Origin of the sequence: Bradyrhizobium sp. CCBAU 53415 (assembly GCF_028128735.1) — a bacterium.
Classification (GTDB): Bacteria; Pseudomonadota; Alphaproteobacteria; order Rhizobiales; family Xanthobacteraceae; genus Bradyrhizobium.
In genome coordinates, this window is sequence record NZ_LBJF01000027.1 from 1,351,229 (window position 1) to 1,371,500 (window position 20,272).

The window sequence follows — 20,272 nt, forward strand, 5'->3', positions numbered from 1 at the left end:
CGCGATTCCGATGTCGAACGATCGCGTACGTCAGACATGCTCATACACCGTTCGTCCGCCGACAATGGTGCGCACCACGCGGCCTGTAAAGCGAGCCTCGTCGAACGGGGTGTTCTTGCAGGGCGATTTGAGGTCGGCGGGATCGACCACCCAGGGCACATCGGGGTCGATCACGATGACGTCGGCCGGGCTGCCCGCACGCAGGGTTCCGCCCGGCAGGCCGAGCAGCTCGGCCGGGCGGGTCGACATCGCCCGGATCAGCGTCTTCAGCTCCAACTCGCCGTTATGAACCAGCCGCAAGCCGGCCGGCAGCATGGTCTCGAGACCGACGGCGCCCGGTGCTGCTTCCGCGAACGGCAGGCGCTTGACCTCGACGTCCTGCGGATTGTGGTCGGACATGATGACGTCGAGCAGGCCGGAGGCGATCGCCGCCACCAGCGCGCGGCGGTCGTCCTCGGTCCGCAGCGGGGGCGACAGCTTCAGGAAGGATCGATAGGGGCCGATGTCGTTCTCGTTCAGCGCCAGATGATTGATCGAGACCGAGGCGCTGACCGCAAGCCCGGCGTCGCGGCCGCGCTGGAGGATATCGAGGGAGTCGATGCAGGTCAGCGAGGCCGCGTGGTAGCGGCCGCCGGTGAGCGCGACGAGGCGCAGATCGCGCTCCAGCATCACGGCTTCGGCGGCGTTCGGAATGCCCATCAGGCCGAGCCGGGTCGCGAACTCGCCTTCGTTCATGACACCTTCGCCGACGAGATCGGGGTCCTCGGTATGATGCACGATCAGCGCGTCGAAATCGCGGGCGTAGGTCAGCGCGCGGCGCATCACCTGGGCGTTGGTCACGCTCTTGTCGCCGTCGCTGAAGGCAACCGCTCCGGCCGCCTTCAACAGGCCGAACTCGGTCATCTCCTCGCCGTGCATGCCTTTGGTCAGCGCGGCCATCGGCTGGATGTTGACGATCGCAGTGTCGCGGGCGCGGCGCATCACGAAGTCGACGGTCGCCGAGTTATCGATCACCGGAGAGGTATCGGGCTGGCAGATGATGGTGGTGATGCCGCCGGTCGCGGCGGCCTGGCTCGCCGAGGCAAAGGTCTCGCGGTGGCTGAGGCCGGGCTCGCCGACGAAGGCGCGCATGTCGATCAGGCCCGGTGCCACGATCTTGCCGGAGCAGTTGACGATGTCGGTGCCCTCGGGGACGCCGGCCGCGCCAATGCCGCGGCGGGTCTCGCGGATGGTGCCGTCGGCGATCAGGACGTCGCCGACGCCGTCGAAATCCCTGGAGGGATCGACGACGCGGGCGTTGGCGAGCAGGATGGGGCGGCGATCGATCAACATCGGCATCACGCGTTCGGCAGATTGCGGGCGAGAGCTTCCAGCACGGCCATGCGGACGGCGACGCCCATCTCCACCTGTTCGCGGATCAGGGACTGCGCGCCGTCGGCCACGATCGAGTCGATCTCCACGCCGCGGTTCATGGGACCCGGGTGCATCACGAGGGCATCCGGCTTGGCGTAGGCGAGCTTCTTCTGGTCGAGCCCGAAATAATGGAAATATTCCGATGACGAGGGCACGAAGGAGCCGTTCATGCGCTCGCGCTGGAGCCGCAGCATCATGACGATGTCGGCGCCTTCCAGGCCCTCGCGCATGTCGCGCGCGACCTCGACGCCCATCCGCTCGATGCCGGGCGGCAGCAGCGTGGAGGGCCCGACGACGCGGACGCGGGCGCCCATGGTGTTGAGCAGGATGATGTTGGAGCGGGCGACCCGCGAATGCAGCACGTCGCCGCAGATCGCGACCACGAGGCCTTCGATCCGGCCCTTGTTGCGGCGGATGGTGAGCGCGTCCAGCAGCGCCTGCGTCGGGTGCTCATGCGCGCCGTCGCCGGCATTGATCACGGAACCGTCGACTTTCCGCGCCAGCAACTCCACCGCGCCGGAGGCGTGATGGCGTACCACCAGGATGTCCGGGTGCATCGCGTTCAGTGTCACGGCGGTGTCGATCAGGGTCTCGCCCTTGCGGATCGAGGACGAGGACACCGACATGTTCATGACGTCGGCACCGAGCCGCTTGCCGGCGAGTTCGAACGAGGACTGGGTCCGGGTGGAGGCCTCGAAGAAAAGGTTCACCTGCGTCCGTCCCCGCAGGACGGTGCGCTTCTTGTCAACCTGGCGGTTGACCTCGACATATTCTTCGGACAGGTCGAGGAGGCCGCTGATGTCGGCCGCGGAAAGGCCCTCGATGCCCAGCAAATGCCGGTGGCCGAGGACGAAGGTCGATTTCGATGTCATTAAAAGCAGAGCTATAGGGGGGGATGGCGGGGGGAGCAAGGGGCAAACGGTGGGAGGCGAGTTATCCCCTGATCTGTCGGTTTTGCCCCCGTGGCGACCTGTCCGTCATGCCCGGGCTTGTTCCGGGCATCTACGATCATCTATCGCATTTGACGCAAAAAACGTGGATGGCCGGGACAAGCCCGGCCATGACGATGTGGGGCATTCTGTGAAAAAAATTCTGACAGCGTTCCTAGCCGCAATGACGATGAGCACAGCGCACGCCCAATCGCTTCCCGGCAGCTTTGTCTACCTCCGCGACATCGATCCCAGCATCATCCAGGACATCCGCTACGCCACATCGAACAATTTCGTCGGCCGTCCGCTCGCCGGCTACGGCGCCGGCGAATGCGTGGTGAAGCGCGAGGTGGGGCTGCGGCTGAAGGCGGTCCAGCAGGAGCTCGCCGCACAGAACCTGTCGCTGAAAATGTTCGACTGCTACCGGCCGGCGCGGGCGTCGCTCGACATGGTGAAGTGGTCGCAGAACGGTCACGAGACGGCGGCCGAGCGGCGTTACAACCCGAAGATTCCGAAGACCGAGCTGTTCCGCCTCGGCTATATTGCGAGCCGCTCGCAGCATTCCACGGGTGCAGCGCTCGATCTCACTTTGGTCGACCTCAAAGCCGACAATTCGGCCAAATATGATCCGTCAAGGACCTATGCCGACTGCACGGCGCCGGTCGAGATGCGTGCGCCCGAAGGCAGCGTCGACATGGGCACAGGCTACGACTGTACCGACGCGAAGGGGCATACCGCAGTGACCTCGATCAATCCGGAGCAGCGCGCCTGGCGCAAGCGGCTGGTCGCTGCGATGGCCAGGCACGGCTTTGTGAACTATTCGAAGGAGTGGTGGCACTTTTCCCTGCCGGGGGCGGGCGGGGCGGCCTATGATTTCCCGATCCAGCCGCGCCGGAACTGATCACGCGCCGAGGAAGCCTGATGACCCAGCCGAGTTTTGCGACCCACGAGGTCTTCAACCAGTCGCCGCCGTTCGAGGACGTCGACCTGTTCGCCACGGACCTGCCGCTGGTCGAAGCGGTCAGGGCAAACGGCGGGGCCAAGGCGGAACGGGAACTGTCGGAATTCGGCAAGCAATGGGGCTCGGCGGCGATGGCCGATCGCGGGCGCCTTGCGAACGAGAACACGCCGAAGCTGCGCAGCTTCGATTCCAGGGGGCACCGCCGCGACCAGGTCGAGTTTCATCCGGCCTATCACGAGCTGATGGCGCACAGTGCGCATGCGGGCGTGCACAATTCGACGTGGACGGCGGATGGAAGACCTGCCGGCGATGCCGCCGAAGTCGTTCGTGCCGCGAAATTCCATATCGCCGCGCAAGTCGAGACCGGCCACCTCTGCCCAATCACGATGACGCGCGCCTCCGTGGGTGCGCTGGCGATGCAGCCCGACCTGCTCGCGCGCGTGATGCCGGTGCTGTCGACCAGGAGCTACGATCCCGGCTTCGCGCCGTGGTGGCAGAAGCGCGGCATGACGCTCGGCATGGGCATGACCGAGAAGCAGGGCGGCACCGACGTGCGCGCCAACATGACGCGCGCCGTGCGCGACGGGGACGGCTACCGCATCACCGGCCATAAATGGTTCATGTCGGCGCCGATGTGCGATGCGTTCCTGGTGCTGGCGCAGGCGGATGGCGGGTTGACCTGTTTCTTCATGCCGCGCTTCGCGCCGGATGGCTCGGTCAATGCGATCCAGTTCCAGCGGTTGAAGGACAAGCTCGGCAACCGCTCCAATGCCTCGTCCGAGGTCGAGTTCGTCGGCGCCTATGCGCAAGCGGTCGGCGAGGAGGGCAAGGGCATCCGCACCATCATCCAGATGGTGCAGCTGACGCGGCAGGATTGCGCGATTGCGTCCGTTGGCCTGATGCGCTCGGGGCTGGCGCATGCGCTGCATCACGCCCGTCACCGCAGCGTGTTCCAGAAGCATCTCGCCGACCAGCCCCTGATGCAGGCCGTGCTGTCGGACATGGCGCTGCATGTCGAGGCTAGCGTTGCGCTGGTGATGCGGCTCTGCCGTGCCTTCGACCGCACGCCGCACGATGCGGCGGAGGCCGCCTATATGCGGCTGCTGACGCCCGCGATCAAATACTGGACCTGCAAGAGCGCGCCGCCGTTCCTCTACGAGGCGATGGAATGCCTCGGTGGCAACGGCTATGTCGAGGACGGCATCCTGGCGCGCCACTATCGGGAGTCGCCGGTCAATGCGATCTGGGAAGGTTCGGGCAACGTCATGTGTCTCGACGTGCTCCGCGCGCTCTCGCGTGAGCCGGACGCGGCGATGGCTGTGCTGCAATCGCTTGCGGCCGAGACGAAGGGTCTGCCGGGGGCCGGTGAGGCGGTCGCGTTCATCGGCAGGACCTTCCGCCGCGCCGACGGCGAGCGCGTCGCGCGCCTTGCCGTCGAGAAGCTGGCGCTGCTTGCCGCCGCCGCGGCGCTCAACGGCGTGTCGCCGCACAATGCCGAATTGTTCGCCGCGACGCGCCTCGCGGCCGATCACGCCAGCATGTACGGCGCGGTCGAGCTGGAGAGCGCTGACGTCCGCGCGCTGCTGGAGCGGGCGCTGCCGTGAGCGGGGCATTCTCAATCCACATCGTCATGGCCGGGCTTGACCCGGCCATCCACGTCTTGAGTTGCGACGCGAAGAACGTGGATGCCCGGGACAAGCCCGGGCATGACGACCTCTCGATAGTCTGCGCGAGCTGACGAAAGCCTCCTGATGGATTCCCTCAATCCCGACCATCCGCCGCTGACCGTGACGCCGGCGCCGCCACGTGTGTGGAAGTTCTGGGGCACGGCGCTGTGGGGCCTTTTCATCTTCGTCGCGATGTTCGTCGGGCAGATCGGCGCGATCGTTCTGCTGGCGGTGCAGCGTGGTCTTCCCATGGACCTCGCCTCGCTGCAACTCGTCGGCCGCGAACCCCAAGCGCTCGCGCTGTCGGTCACCATGGGTCTGCCGGCGACGCTGGCCGCGGTCTGGCTTGCCATTCGGATCAAGAAGGCGTCCTTTGTCGACTATCTCGCGCTGCACTGGCCGTCCTGGAAGCAGCTGCTGTTCGGCGCCGTCGGCCTCATCCTGATCGTGCTGGTCTGGGAGACGATGTCGCGCGCGCTCGGCCGTGAGGCGACGCCGGGCTTCATGACCGACCTGCTGAAATCGGGACGCGACAAGGGCGCTGCGCTGTTGCTCCTGTTCGCCTTCAGCGTGGCCGCGCCGATGTCGGAAGAGATTTTGGCGCGAGGCTTCCTCTATCGCGGCTGGTCGGCGAGCTTCCTGCGGGTATCGGGTGCGATCCTGCTGTCGTCGCTGGTCTGGACGGTCGTGCACCTCCAATACGACATGTACTTTCTCGCCGAGGTCTTCACCATCGGCCTGTGGTTCGGTTACATGCGTTATCGCGCCAATTCGCTCTGGCTCACCATCGTGCTCCATGCGCTGAACAATCTGACCGCGGTGGTGCTGACGATGTGGCTGGGGAGCTAAGCCGTCAGCGCGATCGCGATCGGCATCGTGATTGCCGCCAGGATCGTCTGCAGCGTGATGATCTGCGCCAGCAACGGCGCGTCGCCGCCCATCTGGCGGGCAAGCACATAGGCGCTGGGCGAGGTCGGCACGGCCGCGCAGATCGCGACGATCGCGAGGCCGTTGCCGGTGATGCCGAACCAGGCCGCGAGCCCCAGCGCGAGCGCAGGCATCAGCACCAGCTTCAGGCCGACGCCGATAGCTGCGCCCAGGCTGGGACGCAACAGGCCTTTCAGATGCAGGCCCGCGCCGGTGACGAGCAGGCCGATGGCGAGCGAGGACCGGCTGAGCGCGTCGGCCACCTCGTGCCAGATTTTTGGCAGCGGCAGGTGCATCAGATTGACGGCGAGGCCGATCGCGCAGGCCCAGATCAGCGGATTGCGGATCACCGTCATGGCGATGGCGCGCGGGGATCGCTTCTCCTGCGCGGCGTAATGGGCGAGCACGGCGACGCTGAACACGTTGACGAGCGGGATGATCGCGACCATGGCCACGGAGGCGAGCGCCAGCCCGAGATCGCCGAACATGTTGGCGGCGATCGACAGCGCAACGAAGGTTTGCCAGCGCGTTGCGCCCTGGAAGATCGAGGAGAAGGCGGGGCCATCGATGCCGAGCCGCGACAGGGCCGGCCGCAGCGCGAGACAGAGCAGCGACATCGCGAGCGCCGACAGCAGCAGCGCGCCGCCGACGCCGGCGACCGGCACCCTGGAGAGGTCGGCCTTGACCAGGGTCTGGATCAGCAGCATCGGAAACAGCACGAAATAGGTCAGTTGCTCCAGCCCGTGCCATTGCGTGTCGAGCCGCATCAGGCTGTGCCTCAGTACGACGCCGAGCACGATGAGGATGAAGACCGGCAGCAGCGCCGCGATCACGATCGGCATGGATCAGTCCGTCCCCGGCGCCGCGCGCAGATTTGCCAGACGATCGAGCGCGCCCTGCAGGATGAAGATCGCGGCATGCTCGTCGATCACCTCAGCGCGCTTGGCGCGGCTGACGTCCATGCCGATCAGCTCGCGCTCGACCGCCGCCGTCGAGAGGCGCTCGTCCCAGAGGCCGATGGGGAGCGCGGTCAGACCGGCGAGATTGCGGGCAAAGGCCCGGGTCGATTGCGCGCGCGGGCCCTCGCTGCCGTCCATGTTGATGGGCAGGCCGAGCACGAAGCCGACCACCTTGCGCTCGGCCGCGATCGCGAGCAGCCGGGCGGCGTCCTGCTTGAACGCCTTGCGGGCGATGGTCTCGACCCCGGTCGCGAGCCGGCGATCGGGGTCGGACACGGCGACGCCGATGGTCTTGGTGCCCAGATCGAGCCCGACCAGCGCGCCGCGCACGGGCCAGTGGGTTGCAGCATCGACGAGGGGCAGGATAAGAGCCGGCATGGCGTAGCGCATATCACGCGTCACGCAGCGGAGTGAACCCGGAAGATGGACGTGCTGACATTATTCGGCCTGTTCGCCGTCACGGCGATGCTGGTCACCTACGCGCTGGAGGATCGCAGCCACTGGTTCGTGCTGCTGTTCGCCGCATCCTGCGCGCTCGGCTCGGTCTACGGGTTTCTCCAGGGCGCCTGGCCGTTCGGTGTGGTCGAGGCGATCTGGTCCGTCGTGGCGCTGCGGCGGTGGCACCTGAAGGCGATGGGAAGAAGCGTGTGAGAACGACCACGCACAAATGCAACGATCATTTGTGGCGAATCTCACACGGGCGACGTCGCAGGCCATGGCATGATGTCGCGTCCTCGGCAGCGCACGCCGATTGACGCTCTGGTTGCGCAGCTGTAAGTATATAGGTCTAAAGTAGTGTGGGGCGCGTGCCCCGATTTCCAGAATGATCGGCAGCGACCGGCAGTCCGCGCTGCAACCTTGGCGCAAATTTTTCAGGCGCCGTCCATGTCCAATATTCGCCCGGTATTTTGAGAGGTCATGATGCTCATCAAGCCAAGCCTGATCGCGGGCTCAGAAAGGCGATTCAAGCAAGCCGAGTTCTCGCCCGAAGCCTTGAACCGGAAATTGGGTGACGGCCCGATCGAGATGACCGTCGAAAAGATCCGCCAGCGCCAGCGCCAGCTGCTGGCCGAGACGCACGACGTGCAGGCGGCCGAGATCGGTCTGGAGCGGATCATCCAGGGCAATGATCTCGACAGCATCAACTATCTCGCCAAGGGGACCGCCGCCGCACGCTCGGTCTGCCGTATTCAGCTCAGGGATCTCAAGTCGAATCTGCTCGGCTATGGTTCCGGATTTCTGATCGGGCCCGGCCTGCTGCTGACGAACCATCACGTCTTCGGCAAGCCGGCCGACGCGACCAATTCGATCGCCGATTTCGACTACGAATTGGACGTTTCGGGACAAGAGCGTGTGCCGGTGAGGTTCGGATTCGAGCCCGGCAAGTTCTTCTACACCAATGATAGGCTGGATTTCTCGGTCGTTGCGGTGGCGCCAACCTCCCTGTCAGGCCACGAGGAGCTCGAGGATTGGGGCTGGCTGCCGCTGAGCGGCGCGCCCGGCAAGGCAGACCCGGGCGAGTATCTCACCATCGTCCAGCATCCCAGCGGGCAGATGAAGCAGGTCTGCGTCCGCGAGAACAAGCTGCTCAAATATGTCGGCGACTTCCTCTGGTACAATACCGATACGACGGCCGGATCGTCGGGATCGCCGGCGTTCAACCGCTTCTGGCAGGTGGTCGCGTTGCACCACAGCGGCGTTCCCCGGAAGGATGCGCAGGGCCGCACCCTGACAAAGGACGGCAAGGTGTGGAAGCCGGCGATGGACGAATCCTCGATCGACTGGATCGCCAACGAAGGCATCCGGACCAGCGCGATCGTCGCCGACCTCAAGGTTGCCGTTGCTTCTCATCCCTTGATCAGGCCGGTGCTCGATGAGGAGGAGCCGCCGATCCGGGACGAGGTCGCGAAAGTCCGGCCGCCCGCCGCCGCGCCTCCCTTTGGCGTTAATGCCTGGGTCGAGCAATCCCTTGACGGGACCTCGCTCGTGGTTCCGATCCGCGTGCCATTGCCGATGTTCAGGAAGGACATTCCGATGGCGCCGCTCGCGCCCGTTCCGGGCCCGGCGGGGGGCAACGGACGGGCGCCGAACGGCGGCAAGCCGTTGATCGCCCCGCCGGCCGGCCTCTTGCCTCACATCAGTGCGAAGAACGGCCTGCCCATGGAGGCCGTGCACATCGATCAGAGCACGCTGAAATCGCGTCCCGGATACAAGGCGAATTTTCTGGGCACCGGCAAGTTCTCGGTCCCCTTGCCGAAGATTCCGACCGCCCTCAAGTCCAGGATCGCGACGCTCAAGGGCAGCTCCAGGCAGTCCGAGCTGAAATATTTCAACTACAGCGTCGTCATGAACAAGGAGCGCCGGCTCGCCTTCTTCAGCTGCGTCAATATCGACGGCGGCAAGCAGCAGGACGTCGGGAAGCGCGAAGGTGATTCCTGGCTGCGCGATCCGCGCATCGATGACGATGCCCAGATCGGCGACGAGTTCTACCGCAAGCAGGCCACTTTCGAGGCGGACCGCAGCAAGAATCCGTTCGATCGCGGTCATCTCGTTCGCCGCCTGGACGCGACCTGGGGCGACACCGTCGCCGCGGCCAAGCAGCATGGCGACGATTCCTTCCATTTCACCAACTGCTCGCCGCAGTTCTTCTCGTTCAACCAGGGCAAGCAGCTCTGGGCGGGATTGGAAGACTATACACGCGATGTCCTGCTCGAAGGCGAGGCGAAGGGCATCGTCATGAACGGCCCGGTGTTCGACGGACCGGATGCCGACGGCTCCGATCTGCCCAATCCGGCCGGCCGGCCGCACAAGGATCCAAGCTTCGGCGGCGTTCAGATTCCGAAGTATTTCTGGAAGATACTGATCCGCCGCAACGAGGAGGACGACGCGCTCAAGGCGGCGGCGTTCCTGATGAGCCAGCGAAAGCAGGTCATGGAGATCGACCGCATCCAGGAGGCGGATCTGCTCGAGCGGATGTCCGAGGAGGATGTCAGCGTCTTCCAGGTCTCGATCGCGGACCTGACGAAGTTGACCAAGCTCGACTTCGGCAATCTCGCCGAGGCGGATTCGCACGAGGCGACCTCGGTCGGCCCGCGGCGGATCGAATCCTATGAGGACATCCGACTCTAGGGCCCGGGTCCTTCGAGCGCGGACCGACGCGGCTTTCGGGTGAGGGAAGCGGTGTGCTCCGTCGAGACACTGATGACCCTCACCCGGGGCGCTTGCGATGCGGGCCGCGCGTCAGCGGATCGCAATCGGGTTGATCATTGCCTGCACGCCGCCGGTCCAGCGCGGCTGTCCCAGCACGAACAGGAATTCATAGCCCCTGTCCCGGGCGAGCGCGGCGGTGTCCATGTTTTCGAGGATGTAGGTCCCGTTCATCGCGAGCAGGATCTGGTGCACCTCGAACACGTTCTTGGATTCGAACGGCAGCACCTCGAGCCCCCAGGTGTCGGCGCCGACGGCGACGACGCCCTTGCCGGTCAAATACTTCGCGCCTTCGACGCCGAGCCCGGGCTCGCCGGCCGAATAGCGTTTGTCGTCCTTGCCGATCAGGCCGAGCCAGCCGGTGTGGAAGATGACGACGTCGCCCTGGCGGATCTCGACGTTCTGCTGCTTGGCGGCTTCCTCGATCTCCTTGACGTTGAAGGCGGTGCCTTCCTTCACCACGTCGGTCTTGAAATAGGCGGCCATGTCGAGCAGCACGCCGCGCGTGACTATCGGCGGCACCTTCTCGATGCCGAGCTTCTTCAGCCCGTTGGGATCGGCGAAATCGGCGAGCTTGTTGCCGTTGTAGTAGACGTGCTCGACGCCGAGATGGCCGAGCCCGTCGATCTGGCTGCCAATGCCGACCCAGGTGTCGAGGATGTCGTCGTTATAGGTCGCCTTGTTGGGACCGAGACCCGGGCTGCCGGCCTGTCCGGGCTGCACGATGGTCAGCTTGAATGCGCGCGGCGGATACGCCGGCGTCTGCGGCGTGACGGGAATGCCGAGGGCGTAGGTCTTGCCGGTCTTCACCAGCGAGGCCGCCTTCACCACCAGCTCGGGCGTCATGTAATTGGCGGCGCCGATCTCGTCGTTCGGTTGCGGGCCTCAAAGCTTTTGATGTGCTGCGTTGCCGCGGCGGAACGCAATGCGGAAACGCGATGGATTTGTGACGAATTTCGTCGCGTGGAATGCTGCGTCGTGTCAGGCCGCGATGACGTCGTCGTCCTTCTTCAGGCAGTCGGCAAAACCGCTCAGCGCGCTGGTTTGATAGCCCGCGCGGCGCTGAATGAACAGTGTCTCGACGCGTGCGTGCGCCGGGCTCAGCGAGTGGATCGCGATGCTTCCGTTCATCGCGCTGCGCTCGACGACTGCGCGCGGCAGCAACGTCACGCCCATGTCGGCGGCGACGCAGCCGATCATGCCGTCGAGCGTGCCGAACTCGAAGCGCGCGGCCGATGGCCAGCCGAACTCGACGAAGATTTGTTCTAGCCGCTGACGGTAGGTGCAGCCGGTGCGGAAGACCAGCGCGGTCGGCCCGGACTCCGGCGTGCCGGCGCGCAGCTCGGCCAGCGAGGCCCAGCGCCGCGCGCTGACCAGCATCAGCTCCTCGCGGAAGGCGCTCGTCGCGATGAGATCGGCATGCGTGATGGGGCCCGCGACGAAGGCGCCGTCGAGCGTGCCGTCGAGCACGCCGGTGACGAGGTCGGCCGTCGGCGCAGTGCGCAAGGATAGACGCACGGCGGGGAAGCGGCGATGGAAGTCGGCGAGCAGCGGCGGCAGGCGCACGGCCGCCGTCGTCTCCATCGATCCGATCGCGAGCGGTCCTTTCGGCTCCCCATCGTCGCGTGCGACGAGCAGGGCTTCGCGCGCGAGCGCCGCCATCTTTTGCGCGTAGGGGAGGAGGCGCGTGCCGGCACCGGTCAGCGTCATGCCGCGCGCGTGCCGCTCGAACAGCGCCGTTCCGATCTCCGCCTCCAGCGCCTTCACGCGCTGGGTGACGTTCGACTGCACCGTGTTGAGCTCTTCCGCGGCGCGGGTGATGCCGCCGGCACGAGCGACGGCGGCAAAGGTCTGGAGATCGCTGAGTTCCATGGCGTCGTTTCGCTTTCGAGATGGTAGCGTTCGCAACAATTCATTTTTCGAGAATGCTAGTCGCGCCTAGTCTCGCTGTCCAGATCGGGGAGGAGCCATGCCGATGACGACGTCGCTGACCACGCTGCTGGAGATCGCGCATCCGATCTTGCTGGCGCCGATGGATGTCGTCGCCGGCAGCCGCCTGGTCGCGGCTGTGAGCCGTGCCGGCGGGTTCGGCATTCTCGGCGGTGGCTACGGCGAGCGAGCGTGGCTGGAGCAGGAGACTGCGAAGCTCGCCGAACTGCGTGCGCCGTTCGGGATCGGCTTCATCACGTGGAGCCTCGCCAAGCGGCCCGAGCTTCTCGACATTGCGCTCGGCGTGAAGCCATCGGCGATCATGTTGTCGTTCGGCGATCCCGCGCCGTTTGCGCTCAAGATCAAGTCCGCCGGCGCACGCCTCATCTGCCAGGTCCAGGACGAGGCGATGGCGCGACAGGCGCTCGATGCCGGCGCCGATGTTCTGATCGCGCAGGGAACGGAGGCGGGCGGTCATGGCGCATCGCGGACCACCGTCGATCTCGTGCCGGCGATCGTCGATCTCGTTGCGGGTCGTGTTCCCGTGGCAGCGGCCGGCGGCATCGCCGACGGGCGCGGGCTCGCCGCCATGATGATGCTGGGCGCGAGCGGCGTGCTGCTCGGCACGCGCTTCTATGCGAGCCGGGAAGCCGACGGCGCGGAGGAGGCCAAGCGGCGCATCTGCGCGGCAAATGGCGGCTCCACGGTGCGCGGCATCATCTTCGATCTCTCGCGCAACAATGTCTGGCCGGCGCCCTTTACCGGGCGATGCCTGGTCAATGATCACGCCCGGCGCTGGATCGGCCGCGAGGTCGAGCTGATGCAGAATGTCGCCGCAGTTGCCGTGGACTATGCCGCGGCGAAAGCGGCCGGCAATTTCGACGTCGCGGCCGTGATCGCAGGCGAGGCAGTCGCGCTGATTCATGATATTCCACCGGCGGCCGAGATCGTCGAGCGGATTGCGGTGGAGGCCGAGCAGCTGCTGGAAGGACGGCGGAATTCGGTGATAGCGGCGTAGACTTCTTACCCTGGAGGGGGAGGGTCGATCGCGCGAAGCGCGAGCGGGGTGGGGTGACAGTCTCTCCATTGAGGTGGTGCCCGTGTGGAGAGATCACCCCACCCCGCTTCGCATTTCGCTTCGCTGCATGCGAACCGACCCTCCCCCTCCAGGGGAGGGTAGAACGAACGAGAGAGAACAACCATGTGGCCTGACCGTCGACTGATCGATCTGTTCAAGACCGAATTTCCGATCGTGCTGGCGCCGATGGCCGGCGTGATGGATGCGGAGCTGGTGATTGCGGCCGCGCAAGGCGGCGCGTTGGGCTCGCTGCCCTGTGCGATGATCTCGGCCGAGAAGGCGCGCGAGCAGGTTGGTCTCATCCGCCAGCGCGTGAAGGCGCCGGTCAACATGAACTTCTTCTGCCACGCGCCGGTCGAGCTCACGGCCGAAGCCGAAGCGCGCTGGAAGCAGCGACTCGCGGGTTACTACGCCGAACATGGCCTCGATCCCGCGGCGCCGATCGCCGCGGCGAACCGCGCGCCGTTCGATGCGGCGTTCTGCGACGTCGTCGAGGAGCTGAAGCCGGAAGTCGTCAGCTTCCATTTCGGTCTGCCGGAACGGGCGCTGCTCGAGCGGGTGAAGGCAGCTGGCTGCCTCGTGATCTCGTCGGCGACGACGGTGAAGGAAGCGGTGTGGCTCGAGCAGCGCGGCGTCGATGCCGTGATCGCGCAAGGCGCGGAGGCGGGCGGCCATCGCGGCATGTTCCTGACGGACAGGATCGCGGAGCAGCCCGGCACCTTCGCGCTGGTGCCGCAGGTTGCCGATGCCGTGAAGGTGCCGGTGATCGCGGCGGGCGGCATCGCCGATGGACGCGGTATCGCCGCGGCCTTCGCGCTCGGCGCATCCGGCGTGCAGATCGGCAGCGCTTATTTGCGCTGTCCGGAATCCAAGGTCAGCGCGGGCGGCCGCAAGGCGCTCGCCGAAGCGCGGGACGATTCCACCGTCATCACCAATGTCATGACCGGCCGGCCGGCGCGCGGCGTGCAGAACCGCCTGATGCGCGAGGCGGGCCCGGTCTCGCCGGATGCACCTCCCTTTCCCCATGCCGCGACCGCGCTGGGGCCGCTGAAGGCGGCTGCCGAAACGCAGGGCAGGGCGGATTTCACCAATCTCTGGGCGGGACAGGCGATTGCCCTCGGCCGCGAGGTCCCGGCCGCCGAATTGACCCGGGATCTCGCCAAATCGGCGATGGCCCGCATGAAGGGGCTGGCCGGATAGGCGCTTTAGTTGTTGTTTGCGCATGATCTTTTCGGAAGACCGCTTCGCACTTTTCCGGATCATGCGCTAGCGCCGGTTGCGGCGCAAAACCGGCCTCTGCTATACGGCACTTAGGATTTGCCGTGAGAGGCCTTATATAATGTCCGTCGACGCCGCTACCATCCGCCGCATCGCGCATCTGGCGCGCATTGCGGTCTCCGAGGACGAAGTTCCGCATCTGCAGGGCGAGCTCAACGCCATGCTCGCCTTTGTCGAGCAGCTCTCGGAGGTCAATGTCGAGGGCGTAGAGCCCATGACCTCGGTGACCCCGATGCAGATGAAGAAGCGGCAGGACGTGGTCAATGACGGCGAGATCGCCGACGATATCGTTGCCAACGCGCCGGCGACCGAAGGTCACTTCTTCCTGGTGCCCAAGGTCGTCGAGTAACTTGCATAGCGTTTTCGAGCGAAGTGGAAGCCGGTTCGCGTGAAGAAAATGCGCCAAACTAAGAGTCTCAGGACATTGTCCGATGTGCATGCTTTGCGACGATGAGAAGGCCTATCAGGCCTACATGAATTACCTCGACAAGATGGAGCGGCAGGGCAAGGCTGCCGATCCCAACGTCGCCGTCAATGCCGTGCTCGACGAGATCGAGGCTGCCGCGAAAGCCGCCGCCAAAAAAGACGACCCGGCCAACGACAAGACCCTGTCTCCGTTCTTCTGCAGCCCGATCAATAAATGACCGATTTGACATCGCTGACGCTCGCCGAGGCCCGCAAGGGTCTCGCCGACAAGACTTTCACGTCACTCGAGCTGACCGACGCGCATCTTTCCGCGATCGAAGCCGCGCGCGTGCTCAATGCCTTCGTGATGGAGACGCCCGACCAGGCGCGCGCGATGGCGCGCGAGGCCGACAGCAGGATCGCCAAGGGTGATGCGGGTCCGCTCGCCGGCATCCCGCTCGGCATCAAGGATCTGTTCGCGACCAGGGGCGTGCGCACCACGGCTTGCTCGAAGATCCTCGGCAATTTCGTGCCGACCTACGAGTCCACCGTCACCTCGCAGCTCTGGCGCGATGGCGCGGTGATGCTCGGCAAGCTCAACAATGACGAGTTCGCGATGGGTTCGGCCAACGAGACCTCGTGCTTCGGCCCCGTCGGCAATCCCTGGCGGCGCGAGGGAAGCAACACGACGCTGGTACCGGGCGGATCGTCCGGCGGCTCCGCCTCGGCCGTCGCCGCGCTGCTGTGCATGGGCGCGACCGCGACCGATACCGGCGGCTCGATCCGTCAGCCGGCGGCGTTCACCGCGACCGTCGGCATCAAGCCGACCTATGGCCGCTGCTCGCGCTGGGGCATCGTCGCTTTCGCCTCCTCGCTCGACCAGGCCGGTCCGATCGCGCGCACGACGCGCGATGCGGCCATGCTGCTGCGCTCGATGGCCGGGCACGATCCGAAGGACACCACCTCGGTCGACATGCCCGTGCCGGATTACGAGGCCGCAATCGGCAAGTCCGTGAAGGGCCTCAGGATCGGCATCCCCAGGGAATATCGTCTCGACGGCATGCCGGCCGAGATCGAGAAGCTCTGGCAATCGGGCGCGGACTGGCTGAGAAGTGCCGGCGCCGAGCTCGTCGAGGTTTCGCTGCCGCACACGAAATATGCGCTGCCGGCCTATTACATCGTGGCGCCGGCGGAGGCGTCCTCCAACCTCGCGCGCTATGACGGCGTGCGCTATGGCCTGCGCGAGCAGGGCAGGAACATCATCGAGCTCTACGAGAACACCCGCGCCGAGGGCTTTGGCGCGGAGGTGAAGCGCCGTGTCATGATCGGCACCTATGTGCTCTCGGCCGGCTATTACGACGCGTACTATCTGCGGGCCCAGAAGGTGCGCACGCTGATCAAGAAGGATTTTGAGGATTGCTTCGCCAAGGGTGTCGACGCGATCCTCACCCCGGCGACGCCCTCGGCCGCCTTCGGCATCGGCGAGAAGGGCGGCGCCGATCCGGTCGAGATGTATCTCAACGACATCTTCACGGTGACCGTGAACATGGCGGGCCTGCCCGGCATCGCCGTGCCCGCGGGCAAGGACGCGCAGGGCTTGCCGCTCGGCCTGCAACTGATCGGACGGCCCTTCGACGAGGAGACGCTGTTCTCGCTCGGCGAGGTGATCGAGCAGGCCGCCGGCCGCTTCACGCCCGCGAGGTGGTGGTGAATGTCGCTGGCTTCATCGCGAGCCTCGACGGCGCCGCGCCCGCGCCGGAGCTGAGCGCGCCGCTCACGGGTCTCTGGTGGGCCGCCAAGGGCGACTGGGACCAGGCGCACAAGATCGTTCAGGACGACAACGGCCGCGCTGCCGCCTGGGTGCACGCCTATCTGCACCGCGTCGAAGGCGATCTCGGCAATGCCGGTTACTGGTACCGCCAGGCCGGCCAGCCGGCGGCAAAGGATTCATTGGAAGCGGAGTGGGAGCGGATCGCTGCCACGCTGCTCGGGAGCAGGACATGAGCACGGCCACGCACAAGCTTCTCAAGGGCGCCACCGGCGATTGGGAGATGGTCATCGGCATGGAGATCCATGCCCAGGTGACCTCGAACTCGAAGCTGTTCTCGGGCGCATCGACCGCATTCGGCGGCGAGCCGAACAGCCACGTATCGCTCGTCGACGCCGCGATGCCGGGCATGCTGCCCGTCATCAACGAGGAATGCGTCAGGCAGGCTGTCCGGACCGGGCTCGGTCTCAACGCGCAGATCAATCTGCGTTCGGTGTTCGACCGGAAGAACTATTTCTATCCCGACCTGCCGCAGGGCTACCAGATCAGCCAGTACAAATCTCCGATCGTTGGCGAGGGCGAGGTCATCGTCGATCTCGACGGCGGCAAGACGGCAACGATCGGTATCGAGCGACTGCATCTGGAGCAGGATCCCGGCAAAATGCTGCACGACCGGTCGCCGTCGCTGTCCTTCATTGACTTCAACCGCTGTGGCGTGGCGCTGATGGAGATTGTCTCGAAACCGGACATCCGTGACGCCGAGCAGGCCAAGGCCTACGTGACCAAGCTGCGCTCGATCATGCGCTACCTCGGCACCTGTGACGGTGACATGGAGAAGGGAAGCCTGCGCGCCGACGTCAATGTGTCCGTGCGCAAGCCCGGCGCGCCGCTCGGCACCCGGTGCGAGATCAAGAACATGAACTCGATCACCTTCATCGGCCAGGCGATCGAGTACGAGGCGCGTCGCCAGATCGAGATCCTCGAGGACGGCGGCCAGATCGAGCAGGAGACCCGTCGGTTCGATCCCAACAAGGGCGAGACGCGCTCGATGCGGTCCAAGGAAGAGGCGCATGACTATCGCTACTTCCCCGATCCCGACCTGCTGCCGCTGGAGTTCAACCGGGAATTCGTCGACGAGTTGAAGGCGAAGCTGCCGGAGCTGCCGGATCAGAAGAAGACACGCTTCGTCGCCGACTTCGGCCTGTCGGCCTATGATGCGAGCGTGCTGGTCGCCGAGCGCGAGAGTGCGGTGTTCTACGAGACGGTGCTCGACAGGCTCGCCAACCGCGCGCGCGACGGCAAGATGGCGGCGAACTGGGTGATCAACGAGCTGTTCGGCCGTCTCAACAGGGAGGGCCGGGATATTACGGACTCTCCGGTCAATGCCGAGCAGCTCGCGGCGATCATCGATCTGATCGGCGAGGGCACGATCTCGGGCAAGATCGCCAAGGATTTGTTCGAGATCGTCTGGCAGGAGGGCGGCGATCCCCGCGCGCTGGTGGAAAGTCGCGGCATGAAGCAGGTCACCGACCTCTCGGCGATCGAGAAGGTTGTCGACGACATCATCGCGGCCAATCCCGACAAGGCCGCGCAGGTCAAGGACAAGCCGCAGTCGCTCGGCTGGTTCGTCGGTCAGGTGATGAAGGCGTCCGGCGGCAAGGCCAATCCGCAGAGCGTCAACGACCTGCTCAAGTCCAAGCTCGGCATCTAGCCTCGCGCGCTCGAACGAGGTGACGGACACGTTCGTCACCTCGCTTTCGGCTCTCGGTGCGACGCTCGCGCACATCCTCGGCGGCTCGCTTCGTCCCGTCGGCGGCGACGCCGCGCCCGAATCGCCGCCACGCGATTCGCGCGAAACAGCGGCTTGCACACGCTCGAACGAGCGTTCGCGCCGTTAAGCACGAAAATATTTTCATTGCCAAAATTCGCGACTCAGAGTCCGCGAAGCGCCTTTGCGAGGTGATGGAAGGAATGGCGATGCACGTCGCCGCGTTGATCGCGCGCGACGCGCGCGTGCAGAAAAATACTTGTCGCATAGTGTTTTTCTGCAATCGCATCCGTCGCAAACGTCGACGATGCGCCCGCTCTCCGTGATCGCAGCTGCGCGTCATGCGGTGCGCTTGCGTCGCGCTCGCCAAGCGCAGGCGCGTTGCGCCGTCAACACTTCTTTAAGCGAGACGCTGTTTTTTTCTTCGTGTTGGTGTATTCGGGATGAAGTGCATTCGATCCCCGAGTGCACGCAGCGATTAAAGCCATCTCACACATCGGAGGGCAACATGGCCAAGAAAGCGAAGAAGGCGAAGGCGAAGAAGGCGAAGAGCGCAGTGAAGAAGACTGCGAAGAAGACCCGCAAGGTCGCGAAGAAGAAGAAGTAACTTCGCTTCTGAAGTTGCCGGCTCCAGATAGCCGGCACGTCATCAGCGCCTTCCAGAGGTTCTGGTCGACGATAGAGGGTGTCGGCGAGACATCAGGTCAACGGTCGGATCGTTCTCTTTGACGGTCCGGCAGAAGAAACGAGTTTTCTTCGTTCGGTGCGGTTCTCCTCGAGGGGCTCCGCAATTTCACGAGTGGCCTTCGGGCCAAAGTGGAATCTGGTCCTGACGTGTTCGCCGACGCCCTCGTTCTCCTGAGGCCGGGGTATTGCCGGCATTCCTTTTCCCCGACATTGCTGATCTGACCGCGACGTGGCCGCGCTGCCTTGGAGCAGGTGAAGCGCTGCGTGCATGTTGGCTGCCTGCTGCGGTCCGCGGGTCGTTCCACGTGTGCGGTGTCATTGACCGGCGTCGACCGGACGATCCGGTACGTCGCAGCTTGTCGGCGGATCACTGCTGCCTCTGGAATACTGGGTCACCCGCCTGCCGCCTTCGCTGAAGCTTCGGCAGAACCGCATGCCTCGGCGCAGCCGGGTCGCGGACGACGCCAGCAAACGGGACGCCACATCACACGCGCCACCGCGCGCGATGGTTATCGATGTCCTGAGATTCCAGGGTAAACCGAATCTGACGAATTGCAGAAGTGCCTGCAAACCGGGGACTTTTTGAATTCACCGTGCAGGCGTCGCATGCTCGCGTTTACGTCTGCTTCATCGCGATACTTAAACTGCCATTCAAATTTGCCCGCCATCATCGCCTCCAACAAGCCGGCAAGCGGCATGGGCAAGAAGACTCGGGGAAGAGTTGAACAGCTATCTGGACGGGAGCCGCGCTCGGGGAGCGAGACGGCATAAGAACAAAGGGGATGCGTGATGTTTCAGGGTACTTTCGATCTGGAGACGGCAACGCCGATCGACGCGGGCGCGCTGTCGGACGTGCTGTTCGAGCGCGGGATCTATTGGGCGAGCGGCCGCTCCGGGATCGTCGATCTCGTCGCCGCGCACAAATGGTTCAACCTCGCCGCGTTGAAGGGCCGCAAGGACGCCGTGGCGCTGCGCCAGGAAGTCGCCGGACAGATGTCTGACGCCGAGATCTCGGTCGCGCAGCGCGAGGCGAGGGCCTGGATCTCCGCGCGCTGAGATGAGTCGCGACTCACCCGTGTTTGCACGGGGCGGCCGGGTTGCGCTGAATCAAGTTTCTGCCCCGTGCCGCGGCATAAGACCCGACGGCATGGGCGACCAAGGTACGAATGGACGATGGCTGCCGATTCAGATCGCTCCGGACGAGTGCGATCTGGAACTCGGACGTCTGCACAAGACGGGAGTTGTGCCCTGGCCCTTTCCGTGCCGGCGCAGGGGCGGCGTCTGGTTCAATGTCTG

General features: G+C 65.3%; 18 protein-coding genes and 1 pseudogene. 13 read left to right on the top strand and 6 right to left on the bottom strand.

All coding sequences use genetic code 11. The annotated features are described in order from the left end of the window. Window positions 1-30 precede the first annotated feature (30 nt). Together XH87_RS34520 and XH87_RS34525 are read right to left on the bottom strand one after the other, a co-directional pair. Complete coding sequence (locus XH87_RS34520) at window positions 31-1,332, bottom strand: dihydroorotase (RefSeq protein WP_271590934.1); 1,302 nt, start codon at window positions 1,330-1,332, stop codon at window positions 31-33. A 5-nt stretch (window positions 1,333-1,337) separates the two neighbouring features. Beyond that, window positions 1,338-2,285, bottom strand: coding sequence for an aspartate carbamoyltransferase catalytic subunit (locus tag XH87_RS34525; protein WP_124157940.1), 948 nt, complete (start codon window positions 2,283-2,285; stop codon window positions 1,338-1,340). A gap of 241 nt (window positions 2,286-2,526) precedes the next feature. On the opposite strand from XH87_RS34525, the gene XH87_RS34530 reads away from it, so the two are divergent. From XH87_RS34530 to XH87_RS34540, 3 genes are all read left to right on the top strand, one after another. After that, window positions 2,527-3,243, top strand: coding sequence for a M15 family metallopeptidase (locus XH87_RS34530; protein ID WP_271590648.1), 717 nt, complete (start codon window positions 2,527-2,529; stop codon window positions 3,241-3,243). Between the two features lie 20 nt (window positions 3,244-3,263). After that, entirely contained in the window at window positions 3,264-4,907 is a 1,644-nt protein-coding gene (locus XH87_RS34535; protein WP_271590649.1) for an isovaleryl-CoA dehydrogenase, read from the top strand. Window positions 4,908-5,054: 147 nt separating this feature from the next. After that, window positions 5,055-5,819, top strand: coding sequence for a CPBP family intramembrane glutamic endopeptidase (locus XH87_RS34540; protein ID WP_271590650.1), 765 nt, complete (start codon window positions 5,055-5,057; stop codon window positions 5,817-5,819). Here XH87_RS34540 and XH87_RS34545 read toward each other — a convergent pair. Beyond that, window positions 5,816-6,739, bottom strand: a complete 924-nt coding sequence (locus XH87_RS34545; RefSeq protein ID WP_271590651.1) for an AEC family transporter — start codon at window positions 6,737-6,739, stop codon at window positions 5,816-5,818. The genes XH87_RS34540 and XH87_RS34545 overlap by 4 nt on opposite strands. Window positions 6,740-6,742: 3 nt before the next feature. After that, complete coding sequence (ruvX, locus tag XH87_RS34550; protein ID WP_271590652.1) at window positions 6,743-7,234, bottom strand: Holliday junction resolvase RuvX; 492 nt, start codon at window positions 7,232-7,234, stop codon at window positions 6,743-6,745. A 45-nt stretch (window positions 7,235-7,279) separates the two neighbouring features. On the opposite strand from ruvX, the gene XH87_RS34555 reads away from it, so the two are divergent. Continuing rightward, window positions 7,280-7,507 (top strand): hypothetical protein, encoded by a 228-nt coding sequence (locus XH87_RS34555; protein ID WP_271590653.1) that lies wholly within the window; start codon window positions 7,280-7,282, stop codon window positions 7,505-7,507. 267 nt (window positions 7,508-7,774) lie between these two features. Continuing rightward, window positions 7,775-9,985 (top strand): DNA/RNA non-specific endonuclease, encoded by a 2,211-nt coding sequence (locus XH87_RS34560; protein WP_271590654.1) that lies wholly within the window; start codon window positions 7,775-7,777, stop codon window positions 9,983-9,985. Between the two features lie 111 nt (window positions 9,986-10,096). On the opposite strand, the pseudogene XH87_RS34565 reads toward XH87_RS34560, so the two are convergent. Together XH87_RS34565 and XH87_RS34570 are read right to left on the bottom strand one after the other, a co-directional pair. Next, window positions 10,097-10,939: pseudogene (locus XH87_RS34565) on the bottom strand (cyclase family protein); the annotation flags it as partial. A gap of 105 nt (window positions 10,940-11,044) precedes the next feature. Next, complete coding sequence (locus XH87_RS34570) at window positions 11,045-11,935, bottom strand: LysR family transcriptional regulator (RefSeq protein WP_271590656.1); 891 nt, start codon at window positions 11,933-11,935, stop codon at window positions 11,045-11,047. A gap of 97 nt (window positions 11,936-12,032) precedes the next feature. Here XH87_RS34570 and XH87_RS34575 point away from each other — a divergent pair, with 97 nt between their 5' ends. The 8 genes from XH87_RS34575 to XH87_RS34610 all read left to right on the top strand — a co-directional run bounded on the left by XH87_RS34575 (window position 12,033) and on the right by XH87_RS34610 (window position 20,032). Then, window positions 12,033-13,010, top strand: coding sequence for an NAD(P)H-dependent flavin oxidoreductase (locus tag XH87_RS34575; protein ID WP_271590657.1), 978 nt, complete (start codon window positions 12,033-12,035; stop codon window positions 13,008-13,010). 183 nt (window positions 13,011-13,193) lie between these two features. Continuing rightward, window positions 13,194-14,270 carry an NAD(P)H-dependent flavin oxidoreductase gene (locus XH87_RS34580; protein ID WP_271590658.1) on the top strand — a complete coding sequence of 359 codons (1,077 nt, stop codon included), beginning with the start codon at window positions 13,194-13,196 and terminating at the stop codon, window positions 14,268-14,270. A gap of 139 nt (window positions 14,271-14,409) precedes the next feature. Beyond that, window positions 14,410-14,697 (top strand): Asp-tRNA(Asn)/Glu-tRNA(Gln) amidotransferase subunit GatC, encoded by a 288-nt coding sequence (gatC, locus tag XH87_RS34585; RefSeq protein ID WP_271590659.1) that lies wholly within the window; start codon window positions 14,410-14,412, stop codon window positions 14,695-14,697. Window positions 14,698-14,779: 82 nt separating this feature from the next. After that, window positions 14,780-14,992: a hypothetical protein gene (locus tag XH87_RS34590; protein WP_035709922.1), complete on the top strand. Its 213-nt coding sequence runs from the start codon at window positions 14,780-14,782 to the stop codon at window positions 14,990-14,992. Further along, a complete protein-coding gene (gatA, locus tag XH87_RS34595) occupies window positions 14,989-16,464 on the top strand; it encodes an Asp-tRNA(Asn)/Glu-tRNA(Gln) amidotransferase subunit GatA (RefSeq protein WP_271590660.1) in 1,476 nt (491 codons plus the stop codon). The genes XH87_RS34590 and gatA overlap by 4 nt, the downstream gene beginning before the upstream one ends. Next, complete coding sequence (locus tag XH87_RS34600; protein ID WP_085973914.1) at window positions 16,455-16,757, top strand: hypothetical protein; 303 nt, start codon at window positions 16,455-16,457, stop codon at window positions 16,755-16,757. The genes gatA and XH87_RS34600 overlap by 10 nt, the downstream gene beginning before the upstream one ends. Beyond that, a complete protein-coding gene (gene gatB / locus XH87_RS34605) occupies window positions 16,754-18,232 on the top strand; it encodes an Asp-tRNA(Asn)/Glu-tRNA(Gln) amidotransferase subunit GatB (RefSeq protein ID WP_271590661.1) in 1,479 nt (492 codons plus the stop codon). The genes XH87_RS34600 and gatB overlap by 4 nt, the downstream gene beginning before the upstream one ends. 1,533 nt (window positions 18,233-19,765) lie before the next feature. Then, on the top strand, window positions 19,766-20,032 hold the full coding sequence (locus XH87_RS34610) for a hypothetical protein (protein WP_035709947.1): 267 nt from the start codon (window positions 19,766-19,768) through the stop codon (window positions 20,030-20,032). Window positions 20,033-20,272 lie beyond the last annotated feature (240 nt).